General features: G+C 70.8%; 17 protein-coding genes. 9 read left to right on the top strand and 8 right to left on the bottom strand.

Going from position 1 to position 25,882, the window contains the following annotated elements; all coding sequences use genetic code 11:
* The first annotated feature begins 408 nt into the window (after nt 1–408).
* The 3 genes from AC3EO4_RS02640 to AC3EO4_RS02630 are packed head-to-tail and all read left to right on the top strand — an operon-like array spanning nt 409 to nt 4,456.
* Complete coding sequence (locus AC3EO4_RS02640; RefSeq protein WP_431893417.1) at nt 409–2,436, top strand: SPFH domain-containing protein; 2,028 nt, start codon at nt 409–411, stop codon at nt 2,434–2,436.
* Nucleotides 2,433–3,662, top strand: a complete 1,230-nt coding sequence (locus tag AC3EO4_RS02635) for an SPFH domain-containing protein (RefSeq protein WP_379579090.1) — start codon at nt 2,433–2,435, stop codon at nt 3,660–3,662. Before AC3EO4_RS02640 ends, AC3EO4_RS02635 begins: the two co-directional genes overlap by 4 nt.
* A gap of 20 nt (nt 3,663–3,682) precedes the next feature.
* Nucleotides 3,683–4,456, top strand: coding sequence for a sporulation protein (locus AC3EO4_RS02630; protein WP_379579092.1), 774 nt, complete (start codon nt 3,683–3,685; stop codon nt 4,454–4,456).
* A 49-nt stretch (nt 4,457–4,505) separates the two neighbouring features.
* Here AC3EO4_RS02630 and AC3EO4_RS02625 read toward each other — a convergent pair whose 3' ends face one another.
* Nucleotides 4,506–5,291, bottom strand: a complete 786-nt coding sequence (locus AC3EO4_RS02625; protein ID WP_379579093.1) for a class I SAM-dependent methyltransferase — start codon at nt 5,289–5,291, stop codon at nt 4,506–4,508.
* A gap of 16 nt (nt 5,292–5,307) precedes the next feature.
* Entirely contained in the window at nt 5,308–6,183 is an 876-nt protein-coding gene (locus AC3EO4_RS02620) for a PIG-L family deacetylase (protein WP_379579095.1), read from the bottom strand.
* A 188-nt stretch (nt 6,184–6,371) separates the two neighbouring features.
* On the opposite strand from AC3EO4_RS02620, the gene AC3EO4_RS02615 reads away from it, so the two are divergent.
* The 3 genes from AC3EO4_RS02615 to AC3EO4_RS02605 are packed head-to-tail and all read left to right on the top strand — an operon-like array spanning nt 6,372 to nt 8,834.
* Nucleotides 6,372–7,403, top strand: coding sequence for a hypothetical protein (locus AC3EO4_RS02615; protein WP_379579098.1), 1,032 nt, complete (start codon nt 6,372–6,374; stop codon nt 7,401–7,403).
* Entirely contained in the window at nt 7,400–8,020 is a 621-nt protein-coding gene (locus AC3EO4_RS02610) for a hypothetical protein (protein WP_379579100.1), read from the top strand. Before AC3EO4_RS02615 ends, AC3EO4_RS02610 begins: the two co-directional genes overlap by 4 nt.
* A gap of 10 nt (nt 8,021–8,030) precedes the next feature.
* A complete protein-coding gene (locus AC3EO4_RS02605) occupies nt 8,031–8,834 on the top strand; it encodes an inositol monophosphatase family protein (RefSeq protein ID WP_379579102.1) in 804 nt (267 codons plus the stop codon).
* Between the two features lie 31 nt (nt 8,835–8,865).
* Here the strand turns inward: AC3EO4_RS02605 and AC3EO4_RS02600 are convergent, their stop codons facing one another.
* Entirely contained in the window at nt 8,866–10,014 is a 1,149-nt protein-coding gene (locus tag AC3EO4_RS02600) for an SLC13 family permease (RefSeq protein ID WP_379579103.1), read from the bottom strand.
* A gap of 95 nt (nt 10,015–10,109) precedes the next feature.
* Between AC3EO4_RS02600 and AC3EO4_RS02595 the strand changes: the two genes are divergently transcribed.
* Entirely contained in the window at nt 10,110–15,677 is a 5,568-nt protein-coding gene (locus tag AC3EO4_RS02595; protein ID WP_431893410.1) for a TIR domain-containing protein, read from the top strand.
* A gap of 154 nt (nt 15,678–15,831) precedes the next feature.
* Here the strand turns inward: AC3EO4_RS02595 and coaE are convergent, their stop codons facing one another.
* Nucleotides 15,832–16,419 carry a dephospho-CoA kinase gene (gene coaE / locus AC3EO4_RS02590; protein ID WP_379579107.1) on the bottom strand — a complete coding sequence of 196 codons (588 nt, stop codon included), beginning with the start codon at nt 16,417–16,419 and terminating at the stop codon, nt 15,832–15,834.
* 34 nt (nt 16,420–16,453) lie between these two features.
* Nucleotides 16,454–16,900 (bottom strand): GNAT family N-acetyltransferase, encoded by a 447-nt coding sequence (locus AC3EO4_RS02585; RefSeq protein WP_379579109.1) that lies wholly within the window; start codon nt 16,898–16,900, stop codon nt 16,454–16,456.
* A 985-nt stretch (nt 16,901–17,885) separates the two neighbouring features.
* On the opposite strand from AC3EO4_RS02585, the gene AC3EO4_RS02580 reads away from it, so the two are divergent.
* Complete coding sequence (locus AC3EO4_RS02580) at nt 17,886–19,025, top strand: acyltransferase family protein (RefSeq protein WP_431893408.1); 1,140 nt, start codon at nt 17,886–17,888, stop codon at nt 19,023–19,025.
* A gap of 614 nt (nt 19,026–19,639) precedes the next feature.
* Here the strand turns inward: AC3EO4_RS02580 and rpsA are convergent.
* The 3 genes from rpsA to polA form a co-directional block, all read right to left on the bottom strand.
* The gene (gene rpsA / locus AC3EO4_RS02575) at nt 19,640–21,121 is read right to left on the bottom strand and encodes a 30S ribosomal protein S1 (RefSeq protein WP_379579113.1); all 1,482 of its coding nucleotides are present in this window, start codon (nt 21,119–21,121) and stop codon (nt 19,640–19,642) included.
* Between the two features lie 224 nt (nt 21,122–21,345).
* Nucleotides 21,346–22,449 carry a polysaccharide deacetylase family protein gene (locus tag AC3EO4_RS02570; RefSeq protein ID WP_379579115.1) on the bottom strand — a complete coding sequence of 368 codons (1,104 nt, stop codon included), beginning with the start codon at nt 22,447–22,449 and terminating at the stop codon, nt 21,346–21,348.
* Between the two features lie 273 nt (nt 22,450–22,722).
* Entirely contained in the window at nt 22,723–25,413 is a 2,691-nt protein-coding gene (gene polA / locus AC3EO4_RS02565; protein ID WP_431893405.1) for a DNA polymerase I, read from the bottom strand.
* A 119-nt stretch (nt 25,414–25,532) separates the two neighbouring features.
* On the opposite strand from polA, the gene AC3EO4_RS02560 reads away from it, so the two are divergent.
* Complete coding sequence (locus tag AC3EO4_RS02560) at nt 25,533–25,877, top strand: PaaI family thioesterase (protein WP_379580243.1); 345 nt, start codon at nt 25,533–25,535, stop codon at nt 25,875–25,877.
* The last annotated feature ends 5 nt before the right edge of the window (nt 25,878–25,882 follow it).

Here is a 25,882-nt window from a genome sequence, read left to right as displayed (position 1 = left end):
TTTCTTACGGCAAGCCCACCCCCCACCGCGGCACCGGCTGACGCCCGTCCGGGCACGCCGCTCCAGCGGAGCCGCGGGATCACCTGGTGCGTGGCCGGCGGGCAGGCCCGCGCCCGTGACGACTCCCGCGCCCCCGGCCTGCCCGCGTACGAGCTCGACGGCAAGCCGGTGATCGCCGCTCTCACCGTCGCGGCACGCTGAGCGACAAACTCCTCGCAGGGCGTTTACAGGGGGGCGTCCGCTCGGATATCTCCTAGGGAAGGTCCTCACCGTCCCAGCACGCCGACACCTCGGGCCCTGTCCCGGGGGGCCCTTCACCGTCACGGGATGTTGACATCCTTTTGCAAGCGATCATCAAGGGATGCCCGATACGGTACGGATTCCCCCCGGTTCGACGAGAGAGGTGCGATGTCTCGACCAAGAGAGGCTCTGATCCAAGCAGGTCAGGGCATAGCTCAGGCCGTGGCCCAAGGCGGAAACGTTCGGCAGGCCATGGGCCAGGCCGTCGAACAGGCGGTGGGCCAGGTCGGTCAGCTGGCAGGGCAGGCACCTGGCTTCCAGCTCAACCCGCACGACTTCCTCGCCGCCCGCGACGGCGGCGTCTCCGTCGGCACGGTCATCGAGGCGCGCTCGGCCTCGCTGAACGAGGCCGGTGAGATCGTCAGCCGCAGCTTCAGCGAGCGCGGCCAGAACGGCGAGCCGCTGCACGTCATCTCCCCCGTCGTGATCCCCAAGGGCAGCACGGCCAAGGTGGTCATCCCGCTGGTCATCCTGGTCGTGCTGGGGCTCGTCGGCGCGCTCGGCAACGTGGTCCCGGGCATCGACGTGCTGTTCGGCCCGCACTACTGGCTGGTGCTCGTGCTCGCCGCGGTGTTCCTGTGGTGGCGGCGCAGCGTCGTCATGGTGCCCGAGGGCTGCAAGGCGCTGATCACCAAGTTCGGCAAGCTGGTGCACATCGCCGACCCGGGCAGGGTGACGCTGTTCAATCCGTGGAAGCGGGTCAGCTACATCGTCAACACCACGCGCGAGTACCCGTTCAACGCGCCCATCCGCGAGGCGCCGACCCAGCAGGGCGTCAAGGCCAGCGTCGACCTGTTCCTGCAGTTCAGGATCGAGAACCCGGCAGAGTTCATCTTCGTGCTCGGCTCGGTCAGCGGCTTCCAGTCCAAGCTGCAGAACGCCATCAGCGAGGTCACCCGCTCGCTCATCTACGCGCAGCGGGCAGAGGAGATCTACGACCTGGTGGGCGAGAGCACGCTCGGCATGCTCGACAACCTCAACCAGCAGTTCCTGCCCGCCGTACGGCTGACGGACGTGAACATCACCCACGCCGAGCCGTCCAGCCAGGAGTACCGGATGGACCTGGCGGCCCCCGAGATGGTGCGGGTGGCCAAGGAGGCCTACACCTACGAGTACGAGCTGCAGCTGCGCAAGGAGCAGAACGAGGGCGACCTGGTCAAGGAACTGGCCGGGCTGCAGGAGACGCTGAGCGCCATCCAGGCCGAGATCGCCGCCTACCAGGCGCGCATGGACACCGCGCTGGAGCGGGCCTCCCACCAGGCCAAGGCGCAGGCCAGGCAGCGGCTGGTCGAGGCCGAGTCGACCGCCAACGCCAACTCCGCGCTGCTGGAGGCGCAGGCGCTGGACATCAGGGCGCTGTCGGCCGCCGAGGCCCCCGAGATCCTCGACTACCGCTTCCAGCAGGACCTGCTGGACAAGCTGGAGTCGGTCGCGGGACGGCTGCCTCAGGTGGTGCAGGTCGGCGAGGACACCGACATCGACTTCCTGGCGCTGGCCCAGCAGCTGGTGGGCGGCAAGGGGGCGGCGCTGTTCTCGCCCGAGGACATGGCGGCCATCAGGTCCAGGCTGGCCGAGATCGGCCGGCGCGTCGAGGAGCGGAACAACGAGATCTCCGCGCTGCTCAAGCGGGCCGCAGATGAGGTGGCCGGCGCGACCGACCCCGCGGTCATCCCCGGCCCTGCCATCCCCGCGATCCCTGCCACGTCGCCCGCTCCCGCCGTAGCCGCCGCGAGCGGTCCTGACGGGGAGAGCGAGGCCCGGCGGGCCGCGCGGCAGCCGTCCGAGAGCACCCGCGACTGGGAGCACGTCGACGTCGAGACGACGATCGAGCGCCCGATGCGGCTGCCCAACCCCGCGGCCCCCACGGCCCCCACCACGGTCCCCGCGGCCTCCGCGGCCCCCGGCGCGCTGCCCTCCTACGAGCGTCCCGTCCAGCCGCCGCCGCCACCGCCCGGCTCGGCCGTCCCAGGCCCCCCGCCCCAGGGCGGCGCGGGGCGAGGCGCCGAGTGGCCCGCCGCGCCGTCAGGAGCGACAGGTGGCGGCTGGCCCGCGCCGCCCCCCGAGCCACGGCCGCTCGGCACCCCGGTCTGGCCCGCCCAGCAGCCCCAGGGCAACGAGGAGGATGACGCCCGATGAGCCGCGAGTTCTCGAAGATCAAGGAGTCGCTGGCCGCCTGGTCCGACATCCGCCAGCTGCTGCGCGGCGGTGAGCAGGGCCAGCTCGTGCCCGTCGTCATCCCCAAGGACCGGCGCGGTTTCGCGTGGATGACGCTGGTGTTCCTCGCGTTGTACTTCGCGGGGATGGCGGTCTTCGCCGGCATGCTGCTGGCGGCCCTGGCCGCCGTCGCCGTTCTCCTGGCGGCCCTGGTCTGGATGTGGCGGCGCGCCATCATCGAGATCGAGGAGGGCACCACCGGCGTGCGCAGCAGGTGGGGCGCCATCACCGGGGTCCTGCCTCCCGGCCGCCACTACCTGTGGCTGCCGTGGGACAGGGTGGACGCGGTCGTCGACACCTCCACCGAGATCCCCTACTCCGCCCCCATCGGCGCCTGCCCGACGGCCGAGAACGTGCCGCTGAAGTCGATCGAGTTCTTCCTGAAGTTCCGCATCGTCGACCCCGTCGCCTTCGTCCGCACGATCGGCGCGGGCAACTTCGACCTGGTGCTGTCGAGCGCCGTTCAGGACGCCATCAGGCAGCGCAGCCGCAGGGTCAACACCGAGCGCGCCTACGACCTGCGCGGCTCCGACGTCGGCGACATGCAGGAGGCGCTCAACAGGCAGCTCGGCAGGTACGGCGTGCGCATCACCGGCGCCAACATCCCCGATGTGCAGCTTCCCGACCAGTACCAGCAGCACCTGGCCACCCGCGAGAAGGTCGCCAAGGAGCTGTCGGCATACGAGCGCGAGTGGGAACTGACCCGCAAGCGCCGCATCGACACCCTGTTGATGGAGATCGAGCGGTCGAAGAAGACCCGCGACGCCCGCGTGGTCGAGGTCAAGGCCGCCCACAACACCGCCCGCAAGGACGTCGCCCGCATGCTGGAGGAGCAGGAGACCGAGGCCCAGCGGGTCCGCTGGGAGATCGAGGCGCGCGGCAGGGCCGAGCTCACCTCCGCCGAGAACGAGGCGAAGGCGCTGCGCAGGCTCGCCGACTCCTACCGCGACAACCGCGCCGTCCTGCAGTACGAGCTGGCTCGCCGCCGCCTCGACGTGGGCGCCAAGCTGGCCGAGAACGCGCCGCAGCCGCTCGTCGTCCGTACGGCGAACGGACAGGGCGACTCGGCGCTCTCCACCCTGCTCCTGGCCCAGCTGCTGCCCAGGATCGCGGGGAACGGCCAGGCCAACCCGCCCGTTGGCCAGTAAAAACCCCAAGGAGAACCCTCATGGTGTTCCGCAAGCTGATGGCCGCTTTCGGTGCGGGCGTCGAGGTTGACACGGTCCTGCACAACGCCACCGTCAGGCCCGGCGAGGCCCTGCGCGGGGTGGTCAACTTCAAGAGCGGCAGCTCGGACTACAAGGTCGACGGGATCACCATCGACCTCACCGCGGTGGTCGAGGTCGAGAGCGGCGACAACGAGTACAAGACGACCTACAGCTTCCTGCGCCAGCAGGTGGCCGGCCCCTTCCACCTCGCGGCGGGCGCCTCCCACTCGCAGCCCTTCCAGATCCAGGTGCCGTGGGAGACGCCGATCAGCGCGATCGGCAACCACCCGCTGCACGGGATGCGCCTGGGCGTGCAGACCGAACTGGCGCTGGCGGGCGCCATGGACAAGGGCGACCTCGACCCGCTGTACGTCACGCCGCTGCCGGCGCAGGAGCACGTGCTGGCCGCGCTCGACCGGATGGGGTTCCGCTTCAAGAAGGCCGATCTGGAGCGGGGCACGCTGTACGGCTCGACGATGCCGTTCTTCCAGGAGATCGAGTACTACGCGGGCGGCCAGTGGCACGGGCACTTCAACGAGCTGGAGCTGACGTTCATCGCGGGCCCCGCCCAGATGGACGTGATCCTGGAGGCCGACAAGCGCGGCGGCTTCCTCACCTCCAGCCAGGACACCTACAACCGCTTCACCGTCCGCTACGGCGACCACCCCGGTGCGGCCGAGCAGGCGCTGCAGTCGGGCCTGGAGCAGATGGCCCGCCGCCGCGGCTGGTTCTGACGGTTCACCCCGCACGGCGCGTGGGGCCACCCGGCCCCTCGCGCCGTCCTCAACCCGCGGCCACCGCCAGCAGGTGGCCGCTGACGCCGAGCAGCGACGGCACCGACTCCAGCCTGCGGGCCGCCTCCAGCATCAGCTGCCTGCGCTCGGGGTCGTCCAGCCAGTCGTTGACGTCGCCGTAGAGCCAGAACGCGCCTTCGAGCCCGTAGCGCTCCGGCGTCGCGAACCCGGCCGCCTCGAACTCCGCTGTGATCTCCTCGGGGTCGTGCGCGTGCCCGGTGAACCCGTGGCGCATCGACTTGATGGTTCCGCTCTCCAGCGCCTCGAAGGCCGTGCGCCGCGTCGGTTCCTCCAGGTAGAAGCCCTGGCAGATCGTGTCATGGATGACGGAGTAGCGGGTGATCACCGCGGCCGCGACGACGCCGCCTGGCCGTACCGCCCTGCGCGCCTCGGCCAGCACCCGGATCCTGTCCTCGCGCGACGGCAGGTGGTAGAGCGGGCCGAGCAGGAGCACCGCGTCGAACGAGCCGTCGGGCGCGTCCAGCGCCCGGGCGTCACCGAGCCTCGCCGTCACGCCGGGGATCGAGGACGCCTGCTCGACGTGCAGCGGCACGGGATCGATCAACTCGACCTCGTAGCCGTCGGCGACCAGCCACTCCGCGTGGACGCCGGTGCCGCCGCCCACGTCGAGGACGCGGGCGGGCGCCTGGGGCAGGACCCTGCGCAGGACGTCCTGGGTGCGACAGAACTCCAGGCGGCCGCGGTCGCCGCGCAGGCGGGCGTTCTCCCTGCCCTGCTCGTAGTAGGCCAGCACGTCGGGGGCGAGTCGTTCCATAGTGGATCATCCTGCCCTATCGCGCGGGCGGCGCGACGGTGTACATCCGGCCGACCCACCTGCCGTAGCGGGGCCCGCTGAGCGCCCGGTAGTCGTGGCGACGGTACACGTGGAAGACCGCCCGCTTCACCCACGCGGGCCCCGCCGCCAGGTTCGGCGGCAGCTCCGTGATCGGGTACCCGCGGTAGGAGCGGACGCGCACCCGCAACCCCGCCGCCGCGGCCTTGGCGAACCTGGCGGAGGCGGTGTGGTCGAGGTGGTCGGCGGGCGTTCCCGAGGGGTCGGGGTCGAGCGTGCGCAGCTCGGTCGGCCTGAACCTGGTCAGGAGTGCCGCGAGCATGCCGGTCACGTCGGCCTTCGACAGGCATCTGCCCGGCGAGGTGAAGGCGCGCACGCAGGCCGTCACGCCTGACAGCAGCCGCGACAGCGCGTGGGGACCTCCGTCCGCGCGCGGGTCGCCGCCGTCGGGCAGACCGGCGAAGACCAGCCGCACTCTTGGGCTGCCGACCAGCCACTCGGTCCTGACGGGCACCCCTGCGACCAGCACGGTACGGCCCCGCCACAGGTCGGGGACGCCCGCCAGCCACGCGTAGGCGGCGCGGATGCCCGCCTGCCGCTGACCGGCGTAGGCGTGCGGATCGTGCCCGTCCTCCAGGCCCGCCGTCCCCTCCCCCGCGGTGAGGAACACCGTCATCGTGGGCCGCCCCGCCGCCACGGCGCCGAACAGGTCGGGGCTCATGAACAGCAGGTCGTCGTCGGGGTGCGCCACCACCTGGGCGAACCGTTCGCCCACCTCCGGCAGGCCGAGCAGATGCCTGATCGGGCGGACCGCGAAAGGCGCCACCGTGAACAGCACGAGCGCGGCGGAGACGAGCAGGCTGAACGCGCGCATGCCGTACCGACAGAAGAACACTCCCCACCCCCGTGAGCCCCGTCCGCCGACGGTAACGGCGGGCGTCGCGCCACGTCATCGGCCAGAAGTCGGGTCCGTTCTCATCCGTTGGTATTACTGTGCGCTGGTGATCGCATGACGCCCTCGTTACCATGGCCTGGGGGTCACGAGGAGGTGCGGGGCACACCATGAAGCGGCTCGTCATGGGGATGAAGCGGGTCGCGCCATGGGCCGCGCAGAACGCCGACGGCGCCATCGCGCTGTCGCTGGCGATCATCGTGGGCGTGCTGGGCATCATGCCGGAGACGGTGATACCCGACGCCGTCCAGGCCCAGCTCATCAGCGCCGCGACGCTGGTCATCCTCGCCCTCGTCGCCACCGCGCTGCTCAGGGACCGGGTACGGCAGGCCCCCGTCGAGCGCACCATCACCTCGGGCGCCCTCACCCAGCTGCCCGAGCGGCTGGAGCGCCTGGACCACATCGAGTCGCTGGTCGCGGGCACCCGCAAGGCACTCGACGAGCTGCAACTGGTCAGGGTGCTCGGCAGCAGGCAGGAGATCGGCGAGGCGCTGGCCGCCGCGCGCAAGGACACCACCAGGTGGAGCTTCAAGGGCGGCACCGGCACCTACCTGCGCGCCGTCACGCTGCCGGAGTGCGTCGCCGCCTCCCGCAAGGTCAGGCGGCACCTCACGATCACCGCCGAGATCATCGACCCCACGAACGAGGTCGTCTGCGAGGCCTACGCGCACTACCGGCGCTCGCTGTCGGACCTGCCCGACGGCACGGGCGAGCGCTGGTCGACCGACAGGGCGAGGAAGGAGTCCTACGCGACGATCCTGGCCGCCTTCTGGCACCGCCAGCGCTACGGGCTGCTCGACATCAGCGTCGGCCTGTCCCACACGATGACGACCTTCCGCTGGGACCTGTCGGCCACACGCCTGGTCATGACCGTCGAGGACCCGAACAGGGCGATGAGCGCCCTGGCCGGGACCTTCTACTACGAGAACTGCGACTCGGAGCTGCGGCTCAGCCTGGAGCAGGCGCGAAGGGTCCCCATCGAGCGCTACAAGGCGGTGCCGCTCAGCGACGAGCCCACGGTCGAGGAGGTCGAGGAGCTGTTCAGGCGCATCGAGCTACCGTTGCCGAAGACCTACACCGAGCACGACGTGGTGGACGTCGCCAGGAAGGCGCTGCGGGCGAAGGACCCCTACGGGTCATGAGCCACCAGGCGGTGCACGAGGAGATCCTGCGGGGCGAGGGCAGGCGGTGGGCGCTTCAGGCGCTGTCCGACCTCGGCGGGCTGCGAGCCGTACGGCATCCGCTGGGCTTCGTCTGCCTGCCGCTCGAACGCGACGGCGGCGAGGGCGTCTGCCTGCACCTGTGGTCGAAGGCGTTCCCGCACGCCGACGCCACCACCTCACAGATCCACTGCCACAGCTGGGACCTGGTCAGCCACGTCCTCTACGGCCAGGTGCGCAACGTGCACGTGGTCGTAGAGGACGCGGCCGCCGACGCCACGCACAGGGTGTTCGAGGTGGTCAGCGACGCCGGAGGCGACCGCATCGAGCCGACCCGGCGGACGGTGCGCCACCGCACCGGCCTGGAGGAGGTGTTCGGCGAGGGCGACACCTACACGCTGCCCGCCGACCGCTTCCACTCCAGCGTGGTCCCCGAGGACGGCGAGGCGGCCACGATCGCCCTGGGAAGGGGCCGGCCCGGCAGCCATGACCTGTCGCTGGGGCCGCTCGGCACGCCCGCCCACCACATCATCCGCGAGCGTCTCGACGCCGCTGAGACCGCGCGAGCGGCGAGACTGATAGCCGAGCACCTCATCTAGGGAGGACCCCGTGGACCTCGAGCACGCTCGGCAGGTGGCGGCGCAGGCCGCCGAAGCCGCTGGGAGACTCCTTCGTGAGGGCGGGCGGGGCGGCACGCCCGGCGCGCGGCCCAAGGGCGAGAACGGCGACGTGGTCACCGACCTCGACGTGGCCTCGGAGAAGCTGCTGCTCGAACGCATCCTGACCGCCTTCCCCGACCATTCGGTGATCGCCGAGGAGTCGGGCCTGGTGGGCGCGGCCGGCGGGGAGTGGACCTGGCTGATCGACCCGCTCGACGGCACCAACAACGTGGCCATCGGCCTGCCCGCCTACGTCGTCGGTCTCGCGTTGTGCCATCACGGGCGGCCCGTGCTCGGCGTCGTGCACGAGCCCGTCCCCGCGCACACCTGGTCGGCCGTCCTCGGGCGGGGAGCCCACGGCCCTTCGGGGGTGCGGCTGGCACCGCCGTACCGGCCGTGGCGGCACGGGCCGGTGGTGGCGTGGACGCAGGGCCACGGGGTCTCGCGAGCCGCGGCGCACCCGCTGAAGATGCGCCTGGACCTGGGCGCGCGGCGGGTGCTGCAGCTGTGGGCGCCGCTGCTGTCGTGGGTGATGCTGGCCAGGGGCGACATCGACGGTTTCGTGGGCTACTGCGCCGAGGCGGTGGACCTGCCCGCGGGGGCGCTGCTGGCCCATGAGGCGGGCATCGAGATCAGGGCGCTGGACGGCGGGCCGTTCCTCTGGGGCGTCGACGGGCCGCCCGAGGACCGCAGCTTCGTCGCCGGCCATCCTGAGGCGATCCCGGCCCTGCTGGAGCTGGTCGGCTCGGCCTGAGGCGATCCCGGCCCCGCCGGAGCCGGCCGGCTCAGCCTGACGTGAGCGTGAGGGCGGCGACGGAGGCGGCGATGCCCGCGACGGCCAGCCCTATGCCCGTGAGCACGAAGCGGCCCATCGGCACCCTCACCCCGTGCCTGGCGCACGACTCGAACCACAGCAGCGTGGCCAGCGACGCCCACGGCGTGACCACGGGGCCGACGTTGACGCCGACGAGCAGCGCGAGCGGATCGGTGACGACGCTCTCCAACGCCGTATAGGCGGGCAGGTTGTTGATCGCGTTGGCCAGGCCCGCTCCCACGAAGGCCACACGGTAGGGGTCCTGGGCCTCGCCCAGCAGCCACGACATGACCGCCGACAGCCCGTGGGCGCTCAGCGTCGGCACGACGAGGAACAGCCCGGTGACGAAGATCAGCAACTGCCACGGGACCAGGCTCCAGGCGAGCTTCTCCCTGTCCCGCACGAAGAAGGCCACCACCACGATGGCCGCGGACACCGGCGCCGCGACCGAGACCGGCACCTCCAGCAGCAGCGCGCCGATGAACAGCGCGCACGCCGCGGACGCCGCCCAGAACAGCACCCTGTCGGCGGCCGGCTCCAGCCGGGGAGGGGTGTAGCGCTCGTGGCCCCGCCAGTAGAACACCCACAGGAACACCATCGTCACCGCGATCGCGGCGAGCTGGGCCGTCCACATGTGGCCCGCGAACTCCCTGGTGGACAGGTTGATCTTCTCCATGCCCAGCAGGTTGGTCAGGTTGGAGACGGGAAGCAGCAGGCTCGCGGTGTTGGCCAGCCAGATCGTCGACATGGCCAGCGGGAGCGCGGCCACGCCCGCGCGCGGGGCGAGGGCGAGCATGACGGGTGTCAGAAGGACGGCCGTGGTGTCGAGGTTCAGGAAGATCGTCACCAGGGAGGCGAAGGCCACGCACAGCAGGAAGAGCGCGAGGTTGCTCCCTCGGGCCACCACCGCCATCCTGGCCGCCAGGACGTCGAAGACCTGGGCCTCCTTGGTCAACTCCGCCAGCACGATGACCCCCACCAGGAAGATCATCAACGGCCAGATGCCGTCGAGCTCCTCCACCGCCCGTTCGAGTGGAAGAAGCCCGCTCGCCACGAACGCCAGTCCGAGGGCGAGCAGCCCGATCCTGATCCAGTCCAGGACGCCCAGTCGGCTCAGCACGGCTCGATCTTCGCACATGGGCAGAAGTCAGCGAACTGATCGTCTTGCGTGCCGTTCCCCTCCACATCCGCGACGCCACCGGGGATACTGGCGCAATGGCGCGTGACGGCAGGCCCACCGACATCTTCGTCAGCTATTCCCCCGCCGACACGGCCTGGGCCACCTGGATCGCGTGGGAACTCGAAGCGGCCGGATACCGGACGATGATCCAGGCCTGGGACTTCGTGCCGGGCACGAACTTCATCGACTTCATGGACAGGGGAGTCAGCGAGGCGCAGGTCGTCGTGGCCGTGCTGTCGCGCAACTACCTCACCTCCCGCTACGGCCGCATGGAGTGGCAGGCCGCGCTGCGGGCCGCGCCCGACAACCCGTCCAGCAGGCTGATCACCGTCCGCCTCGAGGACGTGCCGCTCGAAGGGCTGCTGTCCACGATCACCTGGGTCGACCTGGTCGGCGTCACCGACCCGGCCAAGGCGCGCGGCCTGCTGCTCAACCGCATCGCCGAGGCGGTCGCCGGGCGCGCCAAGCCTCACCGGCCGCCCGCCTTCCCGCACGACGGGGCCGAGCCCGCGCGCGAGAACGAGCCCCCGCGGGAGGACGAGCCGGCGCGCGAGCGGATCGGCAGGGTCAGGCGCACACCCCGTTCTGCGCCCTCCTTCCCGCTCGGCCAGGCGGAGGAGCGCACCCGCGACACGCTCAGCGTGTTACACCTGGGCGGCACCAGGTTCGGGCGGGCGCTGCCCGACCCCGGCGAGCCGTTCACGCCGGAGGACCTGCAGGCCCGCATCTGGGCGGACCTGACCAGGATGCAGGACAAGGGGATGCCGAAGCCCGACCTGATGGTGGTCACCGGCGACCTGACCGAGTCGGGCACGCTCACCCAGTTCGGCCACGCCACCCAGTTCCTGACCAGCCTGCGCGTGCTGCTCGGCCTCGAGCCGCGCCGGCTGATCGTGGTCCCGGGCCCGCGCGACGTGACCAAGGCCGCCGCCAAGGCGTACTTCGCCACCTGCGAGGCCGACGACGTGCGGCCGCAGCCGCCGTACTGGCCGAAGTGGCGCCACTACGCCGGCATGTTCGGCGAGCTGCACCATGAGGGGCCGGTGTTCGACGGCGGGCAGCCGTGGACCCTGTTCGAGGTGCCGGAGCTGCGGCTGGCCGTGGCGGGACTCAACTCGACGATGGCGATGAGCCACCTGGAGAAGGACGCCTACGGGCTGGTCGGCGAGGCGCAGGCGGCCTGGTTCGCCGAGCGGCTGCGCGAGTACGAGGAACGCTCGTGGCTGCGTCTGGGCGCCATCGGCCACGCCCCGAGCGGGCTGCGCGACATCACCACGATGGAGCGTCTGATCGGGCACCGGCTGAACCTGCTCTTCCACGGGCCTGGCCCCACCGCCGAGGGCACCGTGGGCGCGCCGAGACGGCACCAGGTCGTCGAGCTCACTCCCACCGGCATCCGCGTCTGGACCCCCGACGCGGAGCCCGAGCGCACCCCGTACCGGTGGAAGGCCGCCCAGTCGACGTTCACCGGCGAGACGGCGCCCGCGCCCACCAGGGCCCCCGAGGTCGCCGAGCGCGACCCGAGCCCCATCGCGCTGCTGCTCGACCGCGTCGCCGAGGTCTGCGAGGCCAGGCACGAGCGCATCAAGATCCGCAGGTTCGACACCTACCTGGTGATGACCTACCCGGAGGACGGCTTCGTCCGCCAGGTGATGATCGCCGCCCACGTCGGCGAACTGACCTCCGAACACACCGACTCCCTCGTACGGCAGGCGCACGCCACCACCCTCGGCCTCGAACTCGTCTACCAGGGGCCGCCCCCGGCCAGGGCGCTGCGCGAGGAGCTGATGCGCAGGGGCGTGCGGGTGCGCAGCTTCACCGAGTTCCAGGGCCTGCTAGACCTGTCGGAGTACGTCGCCGAGCAGTCGGCGAGGCTGCGCGCCGACCGCCGCTACCCTCCGGCGCTGTACGTCCCCCAGCGCTACCGCGAGCTGGACCGGCCGGCGCCCGAGACCAGGGACGGGCTCACCGACGAGCTGATGCGGCTGCTGTCGGCCGACCACGGCAGGTTCCTGCTGCTGCTGGGCGACTTCGGCCACGGCAAGACCTTCGCGCTGCGGGAGCTGGCCAGGCGCATCCCCACCGAGCTGCCGCACCTGACGCCGATCCTCATCGAGCTGCGCGCCCTGGACAAGGCGCACTCCGTCGACGGGCTCGTCGCCGCGCACCTGGCCAACCACGGCGAGGAGCTCATCGACCTCAAGGCGTTCCACTACCTGCTGCGGCAGGGCAGGATCGTGCTGCTGTTCGACGGGTTCGACGAGCTGGTCACCCGCGTCACCTACGACAGGGCCGCCGATCACCTGACCACCCTGCTGGCCGCGGCCGAGGACAAGGCGAAGATCGTCGTGGCCAGCCGTACCCAGCACTTCAAGTCCCACGGGCAGGTGCTGACCACGCTCGGCGAGATGGTCGGGGTACTGCCGCAGCGGCGGGTCTTCAGCGTGGAGGACTTCACCCACGGGCAGATCCGCTCCTACCTGGCCAACCGCTTCGTCGACGGCGACGAGGCCGAGTCCCGCATGTCGCTGCTCGAAGGCATCAAGGACCTGCTGGACCTCGGGCGCAACCCCAGGATGCTGAGCTTCATCGCCGACCTCGACGCCGAGCGGCTGCGCACGGTCGCCACCGCCCGGCACACGATCAGCCCCGCCCTGCTGTACGACGAGATCCTCAGCGCGTGGCTGGCCTTCGAGGAACGCCGCACCAGCGTGCCCGGCGCGCCCGCGACGCTGACCACCGAGGAACTGCGCCGGGCGGTCACCGCGCTGGCGCTGCGGCTCTGGGACACCGGAGAGTCCTTCCTCGGCCTGGCCGAGCTGACCGAGATCGCCGAGACGCTCACCGACCTGGCCGACGGCCAGCTGACCGGCGTGCAGACCGCCCACGCGGTGGGGACCGGCAGCCTGATGGTCCGCACCGACGAGGGAATGTTCGGCTTCATCCACGCCTCGGTGATGGAGTGGCTGATCGCCAGGCAGATCGCGGCCTCGCTGCCCGACTCGGCACTGCTGTCCAGGCGGCCGCTGTCGGCCCTGATGGTGGAGTTCCTGTGCGACCTGGCCGACACCAGGGCCGCGCAGGGCTGGGTGGCGGCGGTGCTGTCCGATCCCGGCACCGAGGACGTGGTCAGGGCCAACGCGGTCAAGATCCTGGCGAGGCTGCGCACGCCCGCCAAGGCCGACCTGCGCGGCGCGAACCTGCAGGGCGAGGACCTGTCGGGACGCGACCTGCACGAGGCCGACCTCACCGGCGCGCGGCTCGACGGGGCCACGCTCGCCGGGACCGACCTGTCCAGGGCGATCCTGCGTGACGCGAGCCTGCGGGGGGCGCGGCTCGACGGGGCCACGTTGGCCGGCGCCGACCTGCGGGGTGCCGACCTGTCGGGAGCGCGGCTGTACGGCGCCGACCTGAGCGACACGGCCGTCGAGGGCAGCCGCTGGCACCGGGCCGCCCTGATCAACGTCAAGGGGACGCTGCCCGCCCTGCGCGGCGCGGCGACCGTCCCTGGCGACCCTGTCGAGGTGGAGCTGGCGCCTGCGGCGATCGGCGTGCCGTACGGGTACCACTTCCAGACCAGCCGCCTGCCCGAGCCGATCGCCTACAGCCCGTCGGGCGCGCTGCTGGCGGTCGGCAACGAGGACGGCGGTGTACTGCTGCTCGCGGGCGGCCTGCCGGTGCGCACGCTGCAGGGGCACAGCGGCCGGGTCTACGCGGTCGCCTTCAGCGGCGACCTGCTCGCGTCGGGGGCCAGCGACGGCACGGTCGTGTTGTGGGACCCGCTCACGGGCGAGCGGCTGCACACGCTGCGCGGCCACGCCGACGGGGTGTGGCCGGTGCGCTTCAGCCCCGCGGGCGACCTGATCGCGGCCGGCGGAGGCGACGGCGACGTGCGCATCTGGTCCACCGCGACCGGCGAGCTCCTGCACCGCATGACCGGGCACACCGCTCCCATCTTCACCGCCGCCTTCACCTCGTGGGGGCTCGTCACAGGCGACGCGGCGGGCACCGTACGCGTCTGGGACCCCCTCTCCGGCCGGCTCATCCGCACGCTCTTCTCCGGGCAGGGCTCCGTCTACCGCGCCGCCTTCTCCGGCGATCTGCTCGCCACCGGCCACGAGGACGGCACGGTACGCGTCTGGAAGGACGGCGAGCTCCTGCACACGCTGTCCGGGCACACCGGGCGGGTCTACTGCGTCACTTTCTCCCCTGCCGGCGACCTGCTGGCCACCGGCGACGTCGAGGGCGCGGTCCTGCTGTGGGAGCCGCGCTCCGGCGAGTCTCGCGGACCGCACACCACCCACAGGGCCGCCGTCTACCAGGTGACCTTCTCCCCTTCGGGCGAGCTGCTGGCCACCGGCGACTCCGACGGCACGGTCCGCGTGCAGGAGGTCGGAGGGGCCGCGAAGACCGAGCTGTCAGGCCACCGCAGCTCGGTGTGGCCCTTCTCCTTCCGCCCTGACGGCGCGCAGCTGGCCACCAGCAGCAACGACGGCACCACCCGCCTGTGGGACCCGATCACCGGGCAGTGCACGCGCGTCCTGCGCGGCCACGGCCGCCGCATCTCCTCCGTCGCCTTCAGCACCGACGGCTCGATGCTGGCCACCAGCGGCAACGACGGCGCGGTCAGGATCTGGGAGCCGCGCACCTGCCGCCGCCTGCGAGAGTTCACCGGCGCCGCCGACCGTCTGATCTCCGCCGTCTTCTCCCCCACCGGACCGGTCCTGGCCACCGCCAGCAACGACGGCGGCGTCCACTTCTGGAACGCGCTCACCGGCGAGCACGAGCGGGAACTGCACGTCGAGACCGACCACGTGTGGGCGGAGGCGTTCAGCCCCGACGGCTGGCACCTGGCCACCGCCAACGACGACGACAGCGTCAGGATCTGGTACCGCCCGACCGCCCGGCTGGTCAGCAACCTGGCCGACCACAAGGGCAGGGTGCGTTCGATCGGCTTCAGCCCTGACGGCGTCTTCGTCGCCACCGGCTGCGACGACAAGCTGATCCGCGTCTGGCACGCCCAGTCCGGCGGCAGGGTCGCGACCCTGGAAGGGCACACCGACCGCGTCTACTCGGTCTCCTTCGATCCCTCCGGCCGGTTGCTGGCCAGCGCGAGCAACGACGGCAGAGCGATGATCTGGGAGCTGCGCCCGGGCAAGCCGTGGAACCCGCGGCTGGTGCACACGCTGAGCGGGCACGCCGGACGGCTGTGGAGCGCGGCCTTCTCCTCCACCGGCGACCTGCTGGCCACCGGCGGCGACGACCTGACGGTACGGGTGTGGGACGTCGCCACCGGGCGGCTGCTGCACACCCTTCGCGGCCACTCCCGCAGGGTGCTGTCCGTCGCGTTCTCCCCCGACGGCCTGCTGGCCAGCGCGGGCGACGACGGAGTGGTCATCCTCTGGCGGGACGGCGTACGACAGGCCACGCTCCTCGGCCTGCCCGAGGGATGGGCGGCGATGGCGCCCGACGGGCGCTACAAGTTCCAGGGCGAGGTGGCAGGACAGTTCTGGCACGTGATCGGAACGGCCAGGTTCGAGCTCGGCGAGCTCGATCCGCACCTGCCTGCCGTCCGCTCGGTCGCGATGGACGCCGAGTTCTGATCGTGGTCCGTCTCGTCTCACCGCCGCGCGGCCGACCAGCCCACGCGCCCGGAGCGGCCACGCCTTTCGGCGATCAGCCCACCCCGAGGAGGCCCGGCGCTGTTCGCGTCTCGACAGGGGCGAGGTGGTCGGGCGCCCTGCGCGTGACCTTCGCTCAGCCGCTGAGCCGCTCCCACACCTGCTCGACCCTGGCTTCCAGGTCGTCCAGCGAGCCCTCGTTAGGGATCACGATGTCGGCGACCGCCAGCCGCTCCTCCCGCGAGGCCTGGGCGGCGATGCGGGCTCGCGCGTCATGCTCGGACATGCCCCTGACCTTGGTGAGCCGCTCGACGCGGACCTCGTCTGAGGCGTCGACGACGATCACGACCTCATACATCGGGGCCAGCTTGTTCTCCGCCAGCAGCGGCACGTCGTAGACCACCACGGCGCCGTCGGGCGCGCTCTTCTGCAGCTCCGCGACGCGTTCGCCCACCAGCGGGTGGACGATCCCGTTGAGCGTGGCCAGCTTCTCGGAGTCGGCGAACACGATCGAGCCGAGCCGCTCCCTGTCGAGCGAGCCGTCCTCGCGCAGGATCTCCTCGCCGAACGCCGCCACCACCCTGGCCAGCCCCTCCGTGCCGGGCTCGACCACCTCTCTGGCGATCTTGTCAGCATCGATCACGACCGCGCCGCGCTCCGCCAGTCGCTTGGAGACCTCGCTCTTCCCCGACCCGATCCCGCCGGTCAGACCCACTTTCAGCACACGCAGAGCCTATCCGTCCAGGAGATCTCTGACGTCAACCTCTCCGCATATGCACCAGAGTGAGATGATCGTCCATTCGCTCCCGACTCGTTTCCTTGTACCCCATGCGACGGTAGAGGCGCAGATTGCCCTCCGACAGGTGGCCGGTGAACAGGTCGAACGCCGTCGCCTCGGCCACCTGCTCGTGCAGGGCCTCAAGCAGCGCGGTCCCGATGCCGCTCCCCTGCGCGTCGGGCGCCACCACCAGCCGCCCGACCAGGCAGGTGGTGCCCGCCGGCTGGCCCCTGACCGCGCCGACGATCCGTCCGCCCACGATGGCCTTGAGCACGACAGCCGACTCGATCGCCTTGCGCACCTGCTCAACCGACTCCACCAGCGGCGGGATGAACGGGTCACCGTACAGCTGGGCCTCGGTGACGTAGGCCGCCCGCTGCACCGTCAGGATCTCTCCCGCGTCCTGTGCCACCGCCCGCGCGATCATCCCCTCACCTTAGCGGCCCCCTCCCTCCCGGGTACGGCAAGCGCCCCCGCCGCCTTGCCGGCGGCCGCCCGTCAACCCCCTCTCCAGACCTCAGGGCAGCTCGGCACAGCTCAGGCGCGACACAGCACAGCTCGAGCAGCGCCCTGACACGGACACGGGGCACGGGGCACGGGGCACGTGGCACGGAGCACGGGGGCACGGGGGCACGGGGGCACGGGACATGGGGCACGGGGCATGGGTCACGGGTCACGTCACGAACAGGCTCGGCACGCCTCGGAGCAGCATGGGCGTCCCGGCACCCCAGGCACGGCCCAGCACGCCTCGGAGCAGCGCAGGCGCGTCCCGGCACCCCGGCGCGGGCCGTGCTGGAGCAGAAGAGGCTCAGCGCGGCTCGGAGCGGCCCGGGCGTCCCAGCACCCCAGGCGCGGCCCAGCACGCCTCGGAGCAGCGCAGGCGCGTCCCGGCACCCCGGCGCGGGCCCTGCTGGAACAGAAGAGGCTCAGCACGGCTCGGAGGCGGCGGCTCGGCGTGGTTGGGGGCGGTATGAGACACGGTTCGAGGACGACGGGCGCAGCACGAGGCGGCGCGGGACGCGGGGCGAGGCGGTGCGGGACTGGGGCGAGGCGCGCGGCTCGGCGTGCGAGGCGAGACAAGGCGAGGCGGGAGGCCAGGCAAGGCGAGGCGGGAGGCGGGACAAGGCGAGGCGGGACAAGGCGACGCGGGGCGGGATGGTGCCGGACGGGACGGGCCGGGTGGGACGCGACGGGGCGGCGAGGTGCGAGGCCGAAGGGTGCGAGGCCGAAGGGTGCGAGGCCGAAGGGTGTAGGGCTGGGGGTGCGAGGCCGAAGGGTGTAGGGCTGGGGGTGCGGGAGCGCAGGTCAGGGAGCGAGTCGTCGGGGGACGGTCCATCGGTGGGGGCAGGGTTCGATAAGTTGGTCTAATGTCTTTTGCCCGCGCAGCAGCCCGACCGAGCGAATCCTCCGCTTTGTCGCGGCTCGCGTGGCTGGACGCGCTCCGCGGCATCGGTGCCGTCGCCGTGCTGGCGGAGCACCTGCTGCCATGGGTGGTCCCGTCCCTGCGGCCGTACTGGTTCAACCTCGGCATGTACGGCGTGCTGGTGTTCTTCCTCGTCAGCGGCTACATCATCCCGACCTCGCTGGAACGCCGCGGCGACGTGGGCGGCTTCTGGGTGGGCAGGCTCTGCCGCCTCTACCCCCTCTACCTCACGGTGGTCGCCCTGGTCCTGGCCACGTCGTGGTGGATCCCGATCCGTGAGGCCGTCCCGAGGGAGTCGTCCTCGGTCGCCGCCCACGCCACGATGCTCCAGGACGCCCTGGGCACCGGCGCCACGGTCGACACCATGTGGACCCTCGCCTACGAGATGGTGTTCTACCTGCTCGTCACCACCCTGTTCGTCGCGGGCGCGCACCGCCGCAGCGGCCCGACCTCGATCGGGTTCGGCGCGGCGGCCGTCGTCAGCGGTCTGTTCATGGCGGCCGCGCCGATCGCGCCGGGTCCCTGGCCTTCTTGGCTGGCGTTCACGGTCTTCTTCGGCGGCGTCGCCTGCCTGATCAGCGGCAGGTTCGTGAAGGCCGCCGCGTACGTCATGGGCGCGGGCGCCCTGGCCCTGCTGATCCTGACCAGCAGGGTGCCGTGGTTCGGGCTCGCCATCCTCGCCGTCATGTTCGCCGGCACGGCCATCCAGCGCTGGGAGCGAGGCGAGGGCGTGCTCTGGCCGGTCGCCGTCACCGCCGCGCTCGTCGCGGTGGCTCCCGCCTGGGCGATCCAGGCGGGCTGGTGGTGGGTACGGCCCGGCGTGTGGATCACCACGATCGCGCTGGCGGCCGTGACCTTCGCGGGCGCGATGGCGCTGCGGCGGCGCGCGACGTTCCGCCTCCTGGCCTGGCTCGGAATGATCAGCTACTCGCTCTACCTGCTACATCATCCGCTGCTGAAGGCCTTCATCACGGTGACGGGCGACCTGCGCTGGGTGCCGCTACCGGTGCAGGTGTCGATGGCGGGACTGTTCCTGGTGCTCACGGTGGGGGCGAGCTGGTTGACCTATCGCTTCGTCGAACTCCCGATGCAGCGCCTCGGCCGCCGCCTCACCGCCCGCCGCGCCTGATCCAGGACACCGACACAGGCCACCACGCCGTCCCTGACCACCCGGCCTCCATCTCCATCGAGCTCGGGTGCCGATCTCCCCGCAGCTACGACTACGGCCCGATACGGCCGCCTCCCGCGTCCGGCGGCTCAGCTCCCCCACGCCAAGCCTTCGGGCCGATCCCCCGCGTCACCCAGGGGACCCTGCCGCCACACAGCATGGGTGCCGTGCAGCATGGGTGCCGTGCATCCTGCTGCCGCGCCCAAGAGTTCGCCGAACTCGCCCCGGAGGAGCGTTCGAGCCCAGAGCGGAGGGCCACGGGTCCGTTGGAGTGGCCCGGCCGCGCGCGCTCGGGGAAGCGTGCCCGTTGGGGTGGCCCAGTCACGCGCTCGGGAAGGCGTGCCCCTTGGGGCGGCCCGACCATGCGCGCTCAGGGAAGCGGGTCCGTTGGGGTGGCCCGGTCACGCGCTCGGGAAGGCGTGTCCCTGGACAGGCCCCGGCCACGTGCCAGGGGTGGCGCGTGACCCCTGCTTGCCGTACAGGCCATGAGACAGACACGGAGCGAACGCGGAGAAGCCCCGCACGGACGGATGTCCGTGCGGGGCTTCTCCGACTAGCTCAGCCCGAGAGGAGCGTCAGCTCTGCCCACCGGCGAGCTTCTCGCGCAGGGCCGCGAGGGCCTCGTCCGAAGCGAGCGCGCCGGCGGCCGGAGCCGAGGACGAGCTGCTGCTGGACGGAGCCTGGGTCTCGCCGCTGTAGGTCGAGGGGACTTCGCCCGCCTCGGCCTCGGCCTTGCGGGCGTCCTCGATCTGCTTCTTGTGGGCCTCGAAGCGGGTCTGCGCCTCGGCGTACTGGCGCTCCCACTCCTCACGCTGCCTGTCGAAGCCCTCGAGCCACTCCCCGGTCTCCGGGTCGAAGCCCTCGGGGTAGATGTAGTTGCCCTGGTCGTCGTAGGTGGCCGCCATGCCGTACAGCGTCGGGTCGAACTCGACCTCGGCGCCGACGCCCTCGTTGGCCTGCTTCAGCGAGAGGCTGATCCGGCGACGGTCGAGGTCGATGTCGATGATCTTCACGAAGATCTCGTCGCCGACCTGGACGACCTGCTCGGGGATCTCCACGTGGCGCTCGGCCAGCTCGGAGATGTGGACCAGGCCCTCGATGCCCTCCTCGACCCGGACGAACGCGCCGAACGGCACCAGCTTGGTGACGCGGCCCGGCACGACCTGGCCGATCTGGTGGGTGCGGGCGAACTGCTGCCACGGGTCTTCCTGCGTCGCCTTGAGCGAGAGGGAGACGCGCTCGCGCTCCATGTCGACGTCGAGAACCTCGACGGTGACCTCCTGGCCGACCTCGACAACCTCGGAGGGGTGGTCGATGTGCTTCCAGGAGAGCTCGGAGACGTGAACCAGACCGTCGACGCCGCCGAGGTCCACGAACGCACCGAAGTTAACGATCGAGGACACGACGCCCTTGCGGACCTGGCCCTTCTGGAGGGTGTTGAGGAAGGTCTGGCGGACCTCGGACTGCGTCTGCTCAAGCCAGGCGCGGCGGGACAGGACCACGTTGTTGCGGTTCTTGTCCAGCTCGATGATCTTGGCTTCGAGCTCGCGGCCGACGTAGGGCTGCAGGTCGCGAACACGGCGCATCTCGACCAGGGACGCCGGCAGGAAGCCACGGAGGCCGATGTCGAGGATGAGACCACCCTTGACGACCTCGATGACGGTGCCGGTGACGATGCCGTCCTCGTCCTTGATCTTCTCGATCGTGCCCCAGGCGCGCTCGTACTGCGCGCGCTTCTTGGACAGGATCAGGCGACCCTCCTTGTCCTCCTTCTGGAGAACCAGGGCCTCGACGTGCTCGCCGACCTCGACAACCTCAGCCGGGTCGACATCGTGCTTGATCGAGAGCTCACGCGAGGGAATGACACCCTCGGTCTTGTAACCGATGTCGAGCAAGACCTCGTCTCGATCGACCTTGACGACGGTGCCCTCGACGATGTCGCCGTCGTTGAAGTACTTGATGGTCTCGTCGATCGCGGCGAGGAAGGCCTCTTCGGAACCGATGTCGTTGACCGCTACCTGCGGGGTGCTCGAGGTGGCCTCGGTGCTGCTCGTCATGTGTGGAATTGCTCCGAACGCGGACAGATGTCGATGTGGCGGATGCGCAGCAGGCTCTCTTCCGCATCAAGCCGAGGATGACGTCATCGACGAGACCGAGCGCGAGCCCGCTCCGTCTGAGGCGCGCGCGAGCCCACAGCGCAGCGATCAGCATATGAGACCTGGCGGGCGGGGTCAATCCGAGGACACGGGAGTGCAAGGCGCGCAAAGCCGCGTGGGGCCGCCTAGTAGGCGTTGAGCTGGGCTCTCCGCTTGACAGCGATATTACCCTCAGTTTTCCGTGGGATGGAGATCCGCTGCGGGTCTCCATCGGAGACAAAGCGCTCGCCAGGGTGTTTGTTCAGCCATTCCAACCAGTACTGTGAGCACCACTTTCGGCACTCGCCCCGCTTGCCGTTGCTCTGGATCCGCTGGATCGCGCCCGCATCGAAATTTTTCGCGTATGGCGAAAACGAGGGTTCGGCGCCCGCGAGGAAGACGCCCTCGACATCGTAGTCCGTGCCGTCCCATGATCCGGCCTTGGCGATCTTCTTGGGGTGCGGCATCGAGCCGAACGGCAGGGCGAGCGTGTCCGAGGCCGGCGCGCCGAGCTTCTTCAGCAGCCGTTCCAGCCTGACGATCTGCTCCTTGACCTTCTTCTTCGGCAGCACGGCCAGGTTGGGATGGGACCAGGTGTGGTTGGCCACCTCGAAGCCGCGCTCCGTCAGCCACCGCACGGCCGCGGCCTGGTCCTCCTGGCGCCGCAGGCCGAAGGGGTAGTGGTTGATCCAGAAGGTGGCCACGGGCCTGAAGCCCGGGTACTTCCTGGCCACGTCGTAGATGATCCCGACGGCGGTGTCCTTCTTGGGCATGCCGCCGCCGTCGAGCGCGAAGTGGCTGGCGTGGCCGTCGTCGAAGGTGAGGACCACAGGGAACTTGCCTGCGGGCACCCTGATGTCTCCGGTCACGAACTCCTTGGCGGTGATCGGGACGTAACCCTGCCTGGCCAGCTTCTCCAGCTCCTGGCGGACCTGCGATGGCGTGCGGTCGATCGAGGCGAACCGCTTCTTCATGATCCGGTGGTACATGAGCACAGGGACCAGGCCGAGCTCGTTCGCCTTCACCTGCTTGGCGAACTCGGGGGTCGCGTTGACCGCGGGCGGCAGGTCGGAGCTCGGCAGATCCGGTTTCGCCGCGGGCGTGGCCTGGGGGTCCTGCGACGGCTTCGCCGTGCCGACCGCCGCGGTGCGCCCCACGGTGGGTTCGCCCGCGGTCGGCAGCAGCAGAAGAGCCGCGATCGCGATCGTGATGACCACGGCGTTGGCCACCCCAAGGATCCGCGTGAGCAACGCTGAATTCCGCACTGAACTCCCGTGCCGATCGGGGGCAGACCAATCACCTCAGCCTAGACCAGAACGGCACAGAGGCTCTCATGATCGACCCGCCGGGCCGTGTGCCTCACCGTCCAGGCGCGCGCCCCAGAAGGGGCACGCGTCACCCGCCCCTGGCCCCGTGGGCCAGGAGCGGCGTGATGGACGGACGACGGCCCCCTGCCCACGGTGGCCTGTCCCAGGCGTGCCGTACGGGGTCCCAGGCGTGCCGTACGGAGTGGAGGGAGCGGGTCAGTGACCCGCGTCCTCCCACGTGCGGCCGACGCCCACGGAGACGTCCAGAGGGACGCGCAGGCTGTAGGCGGAGTTCATCTGGTCGGTGACGACCTGCCGGAGCGTCTCCAGCTCGCCCGGGGCCACCTCGAACACCAGCTCGTCGTGCACCTGCAGCAGCATCCTTGAGGCGAGCCTCTCCTCGCGCAGCGCCTGGCTCACGTTGAGCATCGCGACCTTGATGATGTCGGCCGCCGAGCCCTGGATCGGCGCGTTGAGCGCCATCCGCTCGGCCATCTCGCGCCGCTGCCTGTTGTCACTGGTCAGGTCGGGCAGGTAGCGGCGCCGGCCCATGATGGTCTCGGTGTAGCCGTCCTTGCGGGCCTGGGTGACGATCTCGTGCAGGAAGTCGCGGACGCCGCCGAACTCCTCGAAGTACTCCTCCTTGAGCGCCCTGGCCTCGGCGACGGGGATGTTCAGCTGCCCCGACAACCCGAAGTCCGACAGCCCGTAGGCCAGGCCGTAGTTCATCGCCTTGATCCGGGCGCGCAGCTCGCCGTCGACCTGCTCGGGCGGCAGGTCGAAGACGCGGGCGGCGGTCGCCTGGTGGAAGTCGTGACCGGACTCGAAGGCGGCGATCAGCGACTCGTCGCCCGACAGGTGCGCCATGATGCGCAGCTCGATCTGGCTGTAGTCGGCGGTCAGCAGCGTCTCGTAGCCCTCCCCGACGACGAAGCCCTGCCTGATGCGCCGGCCCTCGGAGGTGCGGATCGGGATGTTCTGCAGGTTGGGCTTCTCGCTCGACAGACGCCCCGTGGCCGCGACGATCTGGTTGAACGTCGTGTGGATGCGCCCGTCGTCGGTGATCTCCTTGATCAGCCCCTCGACCGTGGTGCGCAGCTTCTGCTGGTCGCGGTGGCGCAACATGATGATCGGCAGTTCGTGGTCGGTCTGCGTGGCCAGCCAGGTGAGCGCGTCGGCGTCGGTGGTGTAGCCGGTCTTGGTCTTCTTGGTCTTGGGCAGGTTGAGCCTGACGAAGAAGATCTCCTGCAGCTGCTTGGGCGAGCCCAGGTTGAACGGCTCGCCGACCACGCGGTGCGCCTCCTCGACGGCCTGCTTGACCGCGCCGCCGAACTCCGACTCCAGGCCCGCGAGATATGCGCGGTCGGCGCCGATGCCGGCCCGCTCCATCTCGGCCAGCACGCTCAGCAGGGGCAGCTCGACGTCCTCCAGCAGCTGGGTGCCGCCGCGCCCGGCCAGGAAGGACTCCAGCGAGTCGGCCAGCTCACGCACCGCGTGAGCGCGCAGCGCCAGATCCTTGGCAGGCGCGTCGTCGTCGTCGCCGAACAGCGCGGCCTGGCCGCCGGAGTCCTCCTCGACCTTGAGGTCGCGGTTGAGGTAGCGGCGGGCGAGGTCCTCCAGGGCGAAGGTGCGCTGACCCGGCATCGCCAGGTAGGCGGCCAGCGCGGTGTCGCACGCCAGGCCTCTCAGCTCCATCCCCTGCGCCCACAGGGCCAGCATGGGGCCCTTGGCGTCGTGGACGGCCTTCGGCCTCGCCTCGTCGGCCAGCCACGCCCTGAGGGCGCTCTCGTCGGCCTCCGTGAGCCTCGTGGGGTCGATGTGGGCGGCCGTGCCGTCGGGCGAGGCGACGGCGACGCCGTCGATACGGCCCGTGCCGCTGCCGTAGGCGCCCTTGAAGGCCAGCCCCGCGCGCCCCTCGGGCATCGCCGACAGCCATCCCGCGACCCTGTCGGGGCCGAGGATCACCGTCTCCACCTCGAAGCCCTGCTCGGGCTCGGCCTCACCGGTGCCGAGCACCTTGAAGACGCGCTCGCGCAGTTCGCCGCGGATCTGCAGCGAGTCGAACAGCTTGTTGATCTCCTCGCGCTCCCACACACCCTGCTTCAGCTCAGCCAGGTCGGCCTCGACGGGCACGTCGCGCAGCAGCTCGGTCAGCCTGCGGTTCATCAGGACCTGGGCGACGTGCTCGCGCAACTTGTCGCCGACCTTGCCCTTGACCTCGTCGACCCGGTCGACCAGGGCGGTCAGCGAGCCGAACTCGCGCACCCACTTGGCCGCGGTCTTCTCCCCCACCCCTGGGATGCTCAGCAGGTTGTCGCTGGGGTCGCCGCGCAGCGCGGCGAAGTCAGGGTACTGCTGCGGCGTCAGGTCGTACTTCTCCACGACCGCCTCGGGGGTGAAGCGCGTCATGTCGCTGATGCCGCGCCTGGTCATCAGCACCGTGATGTCCTGGCTGACCAGCTGGAGCGCGTCGCGGTCACCGGTGACGATCAGCACGCTCATGCCCTCGGCGGCGGCGCGGGTGGCCAGCGTGGCGATCAGGTCGTCGGCCTCGTAGCCCGCCAGTGACAGGCGCGGGATGCGCATGGTGTCGAGCAGCTCGAAGATCAGCTGCATCTGCCCGCGGAAGTCTTCGGGCGTCTCGCTGCGGTTGGCCTTGTACTCGGCGTACTCGACGTGCCTGAAGGTCGGCTCCGACCTGTCGAAGCACACCGCCACGTTGGTCGGCTGCTCATCGCGCAGGATGTTCGTCAGCATCGAGGTGAACCCGTAGACCGCCTCGGTGTGCTGACCGTCGGAGGTCATCAGGTTGGCGTCCTTCAGGGCGTAGAACGCCCGATAGGCAAGGGAATGCCCATCCAGGAGCAACAGGCAAGGACGGGTGGGGGTCACTTCACTCTTCGGCACACTGGCAGCCTAGTCTCCATGTGCGACAGAAAACGTGAGCTCTAGGTACAGGAGGCCTCCCCTTGACGTTCGACGTAGCCGTGGTGAACGAGCTGAACAAGGGCACCCTCGGCGAGCGGATGGGCATCGAGTTCGTCGAGGCCAGCGCCGAGCGCGTGGTGGCGAGGATGCCGGTGAAGGGCAACACCCAGCCGTACGGCCTGCTGCACGGCGGCGCCTCGGTCGTGCTCGCCGAGTCGATCGGCTCGATCGGCGCGGCCATCCACGCCGGATCCGAGCGCATCGCGGTCGGGATCGAGATCAACGCCACCCACCACAGGTCGGCCACCGAGGGCTACGTGACGGGCGTGGGGACCATGCTGCACGGCGGCAGGTCGCTGGCCAGCTACGAAGTCGTGATCAGCGACGAGCAGGGCCGCAGGGTGTGCACCTCGCGCATCACGTGCATGCTGCGGGACGCCTGAGTAAC

This window comes from Nonomuraea sp. bgisy101 (assembly GCF_057708945.1).
Note: the sequence above shows the minus strand (reverse complement) of the source record. Positions and strands in the feature narration are given on the sequence as shown.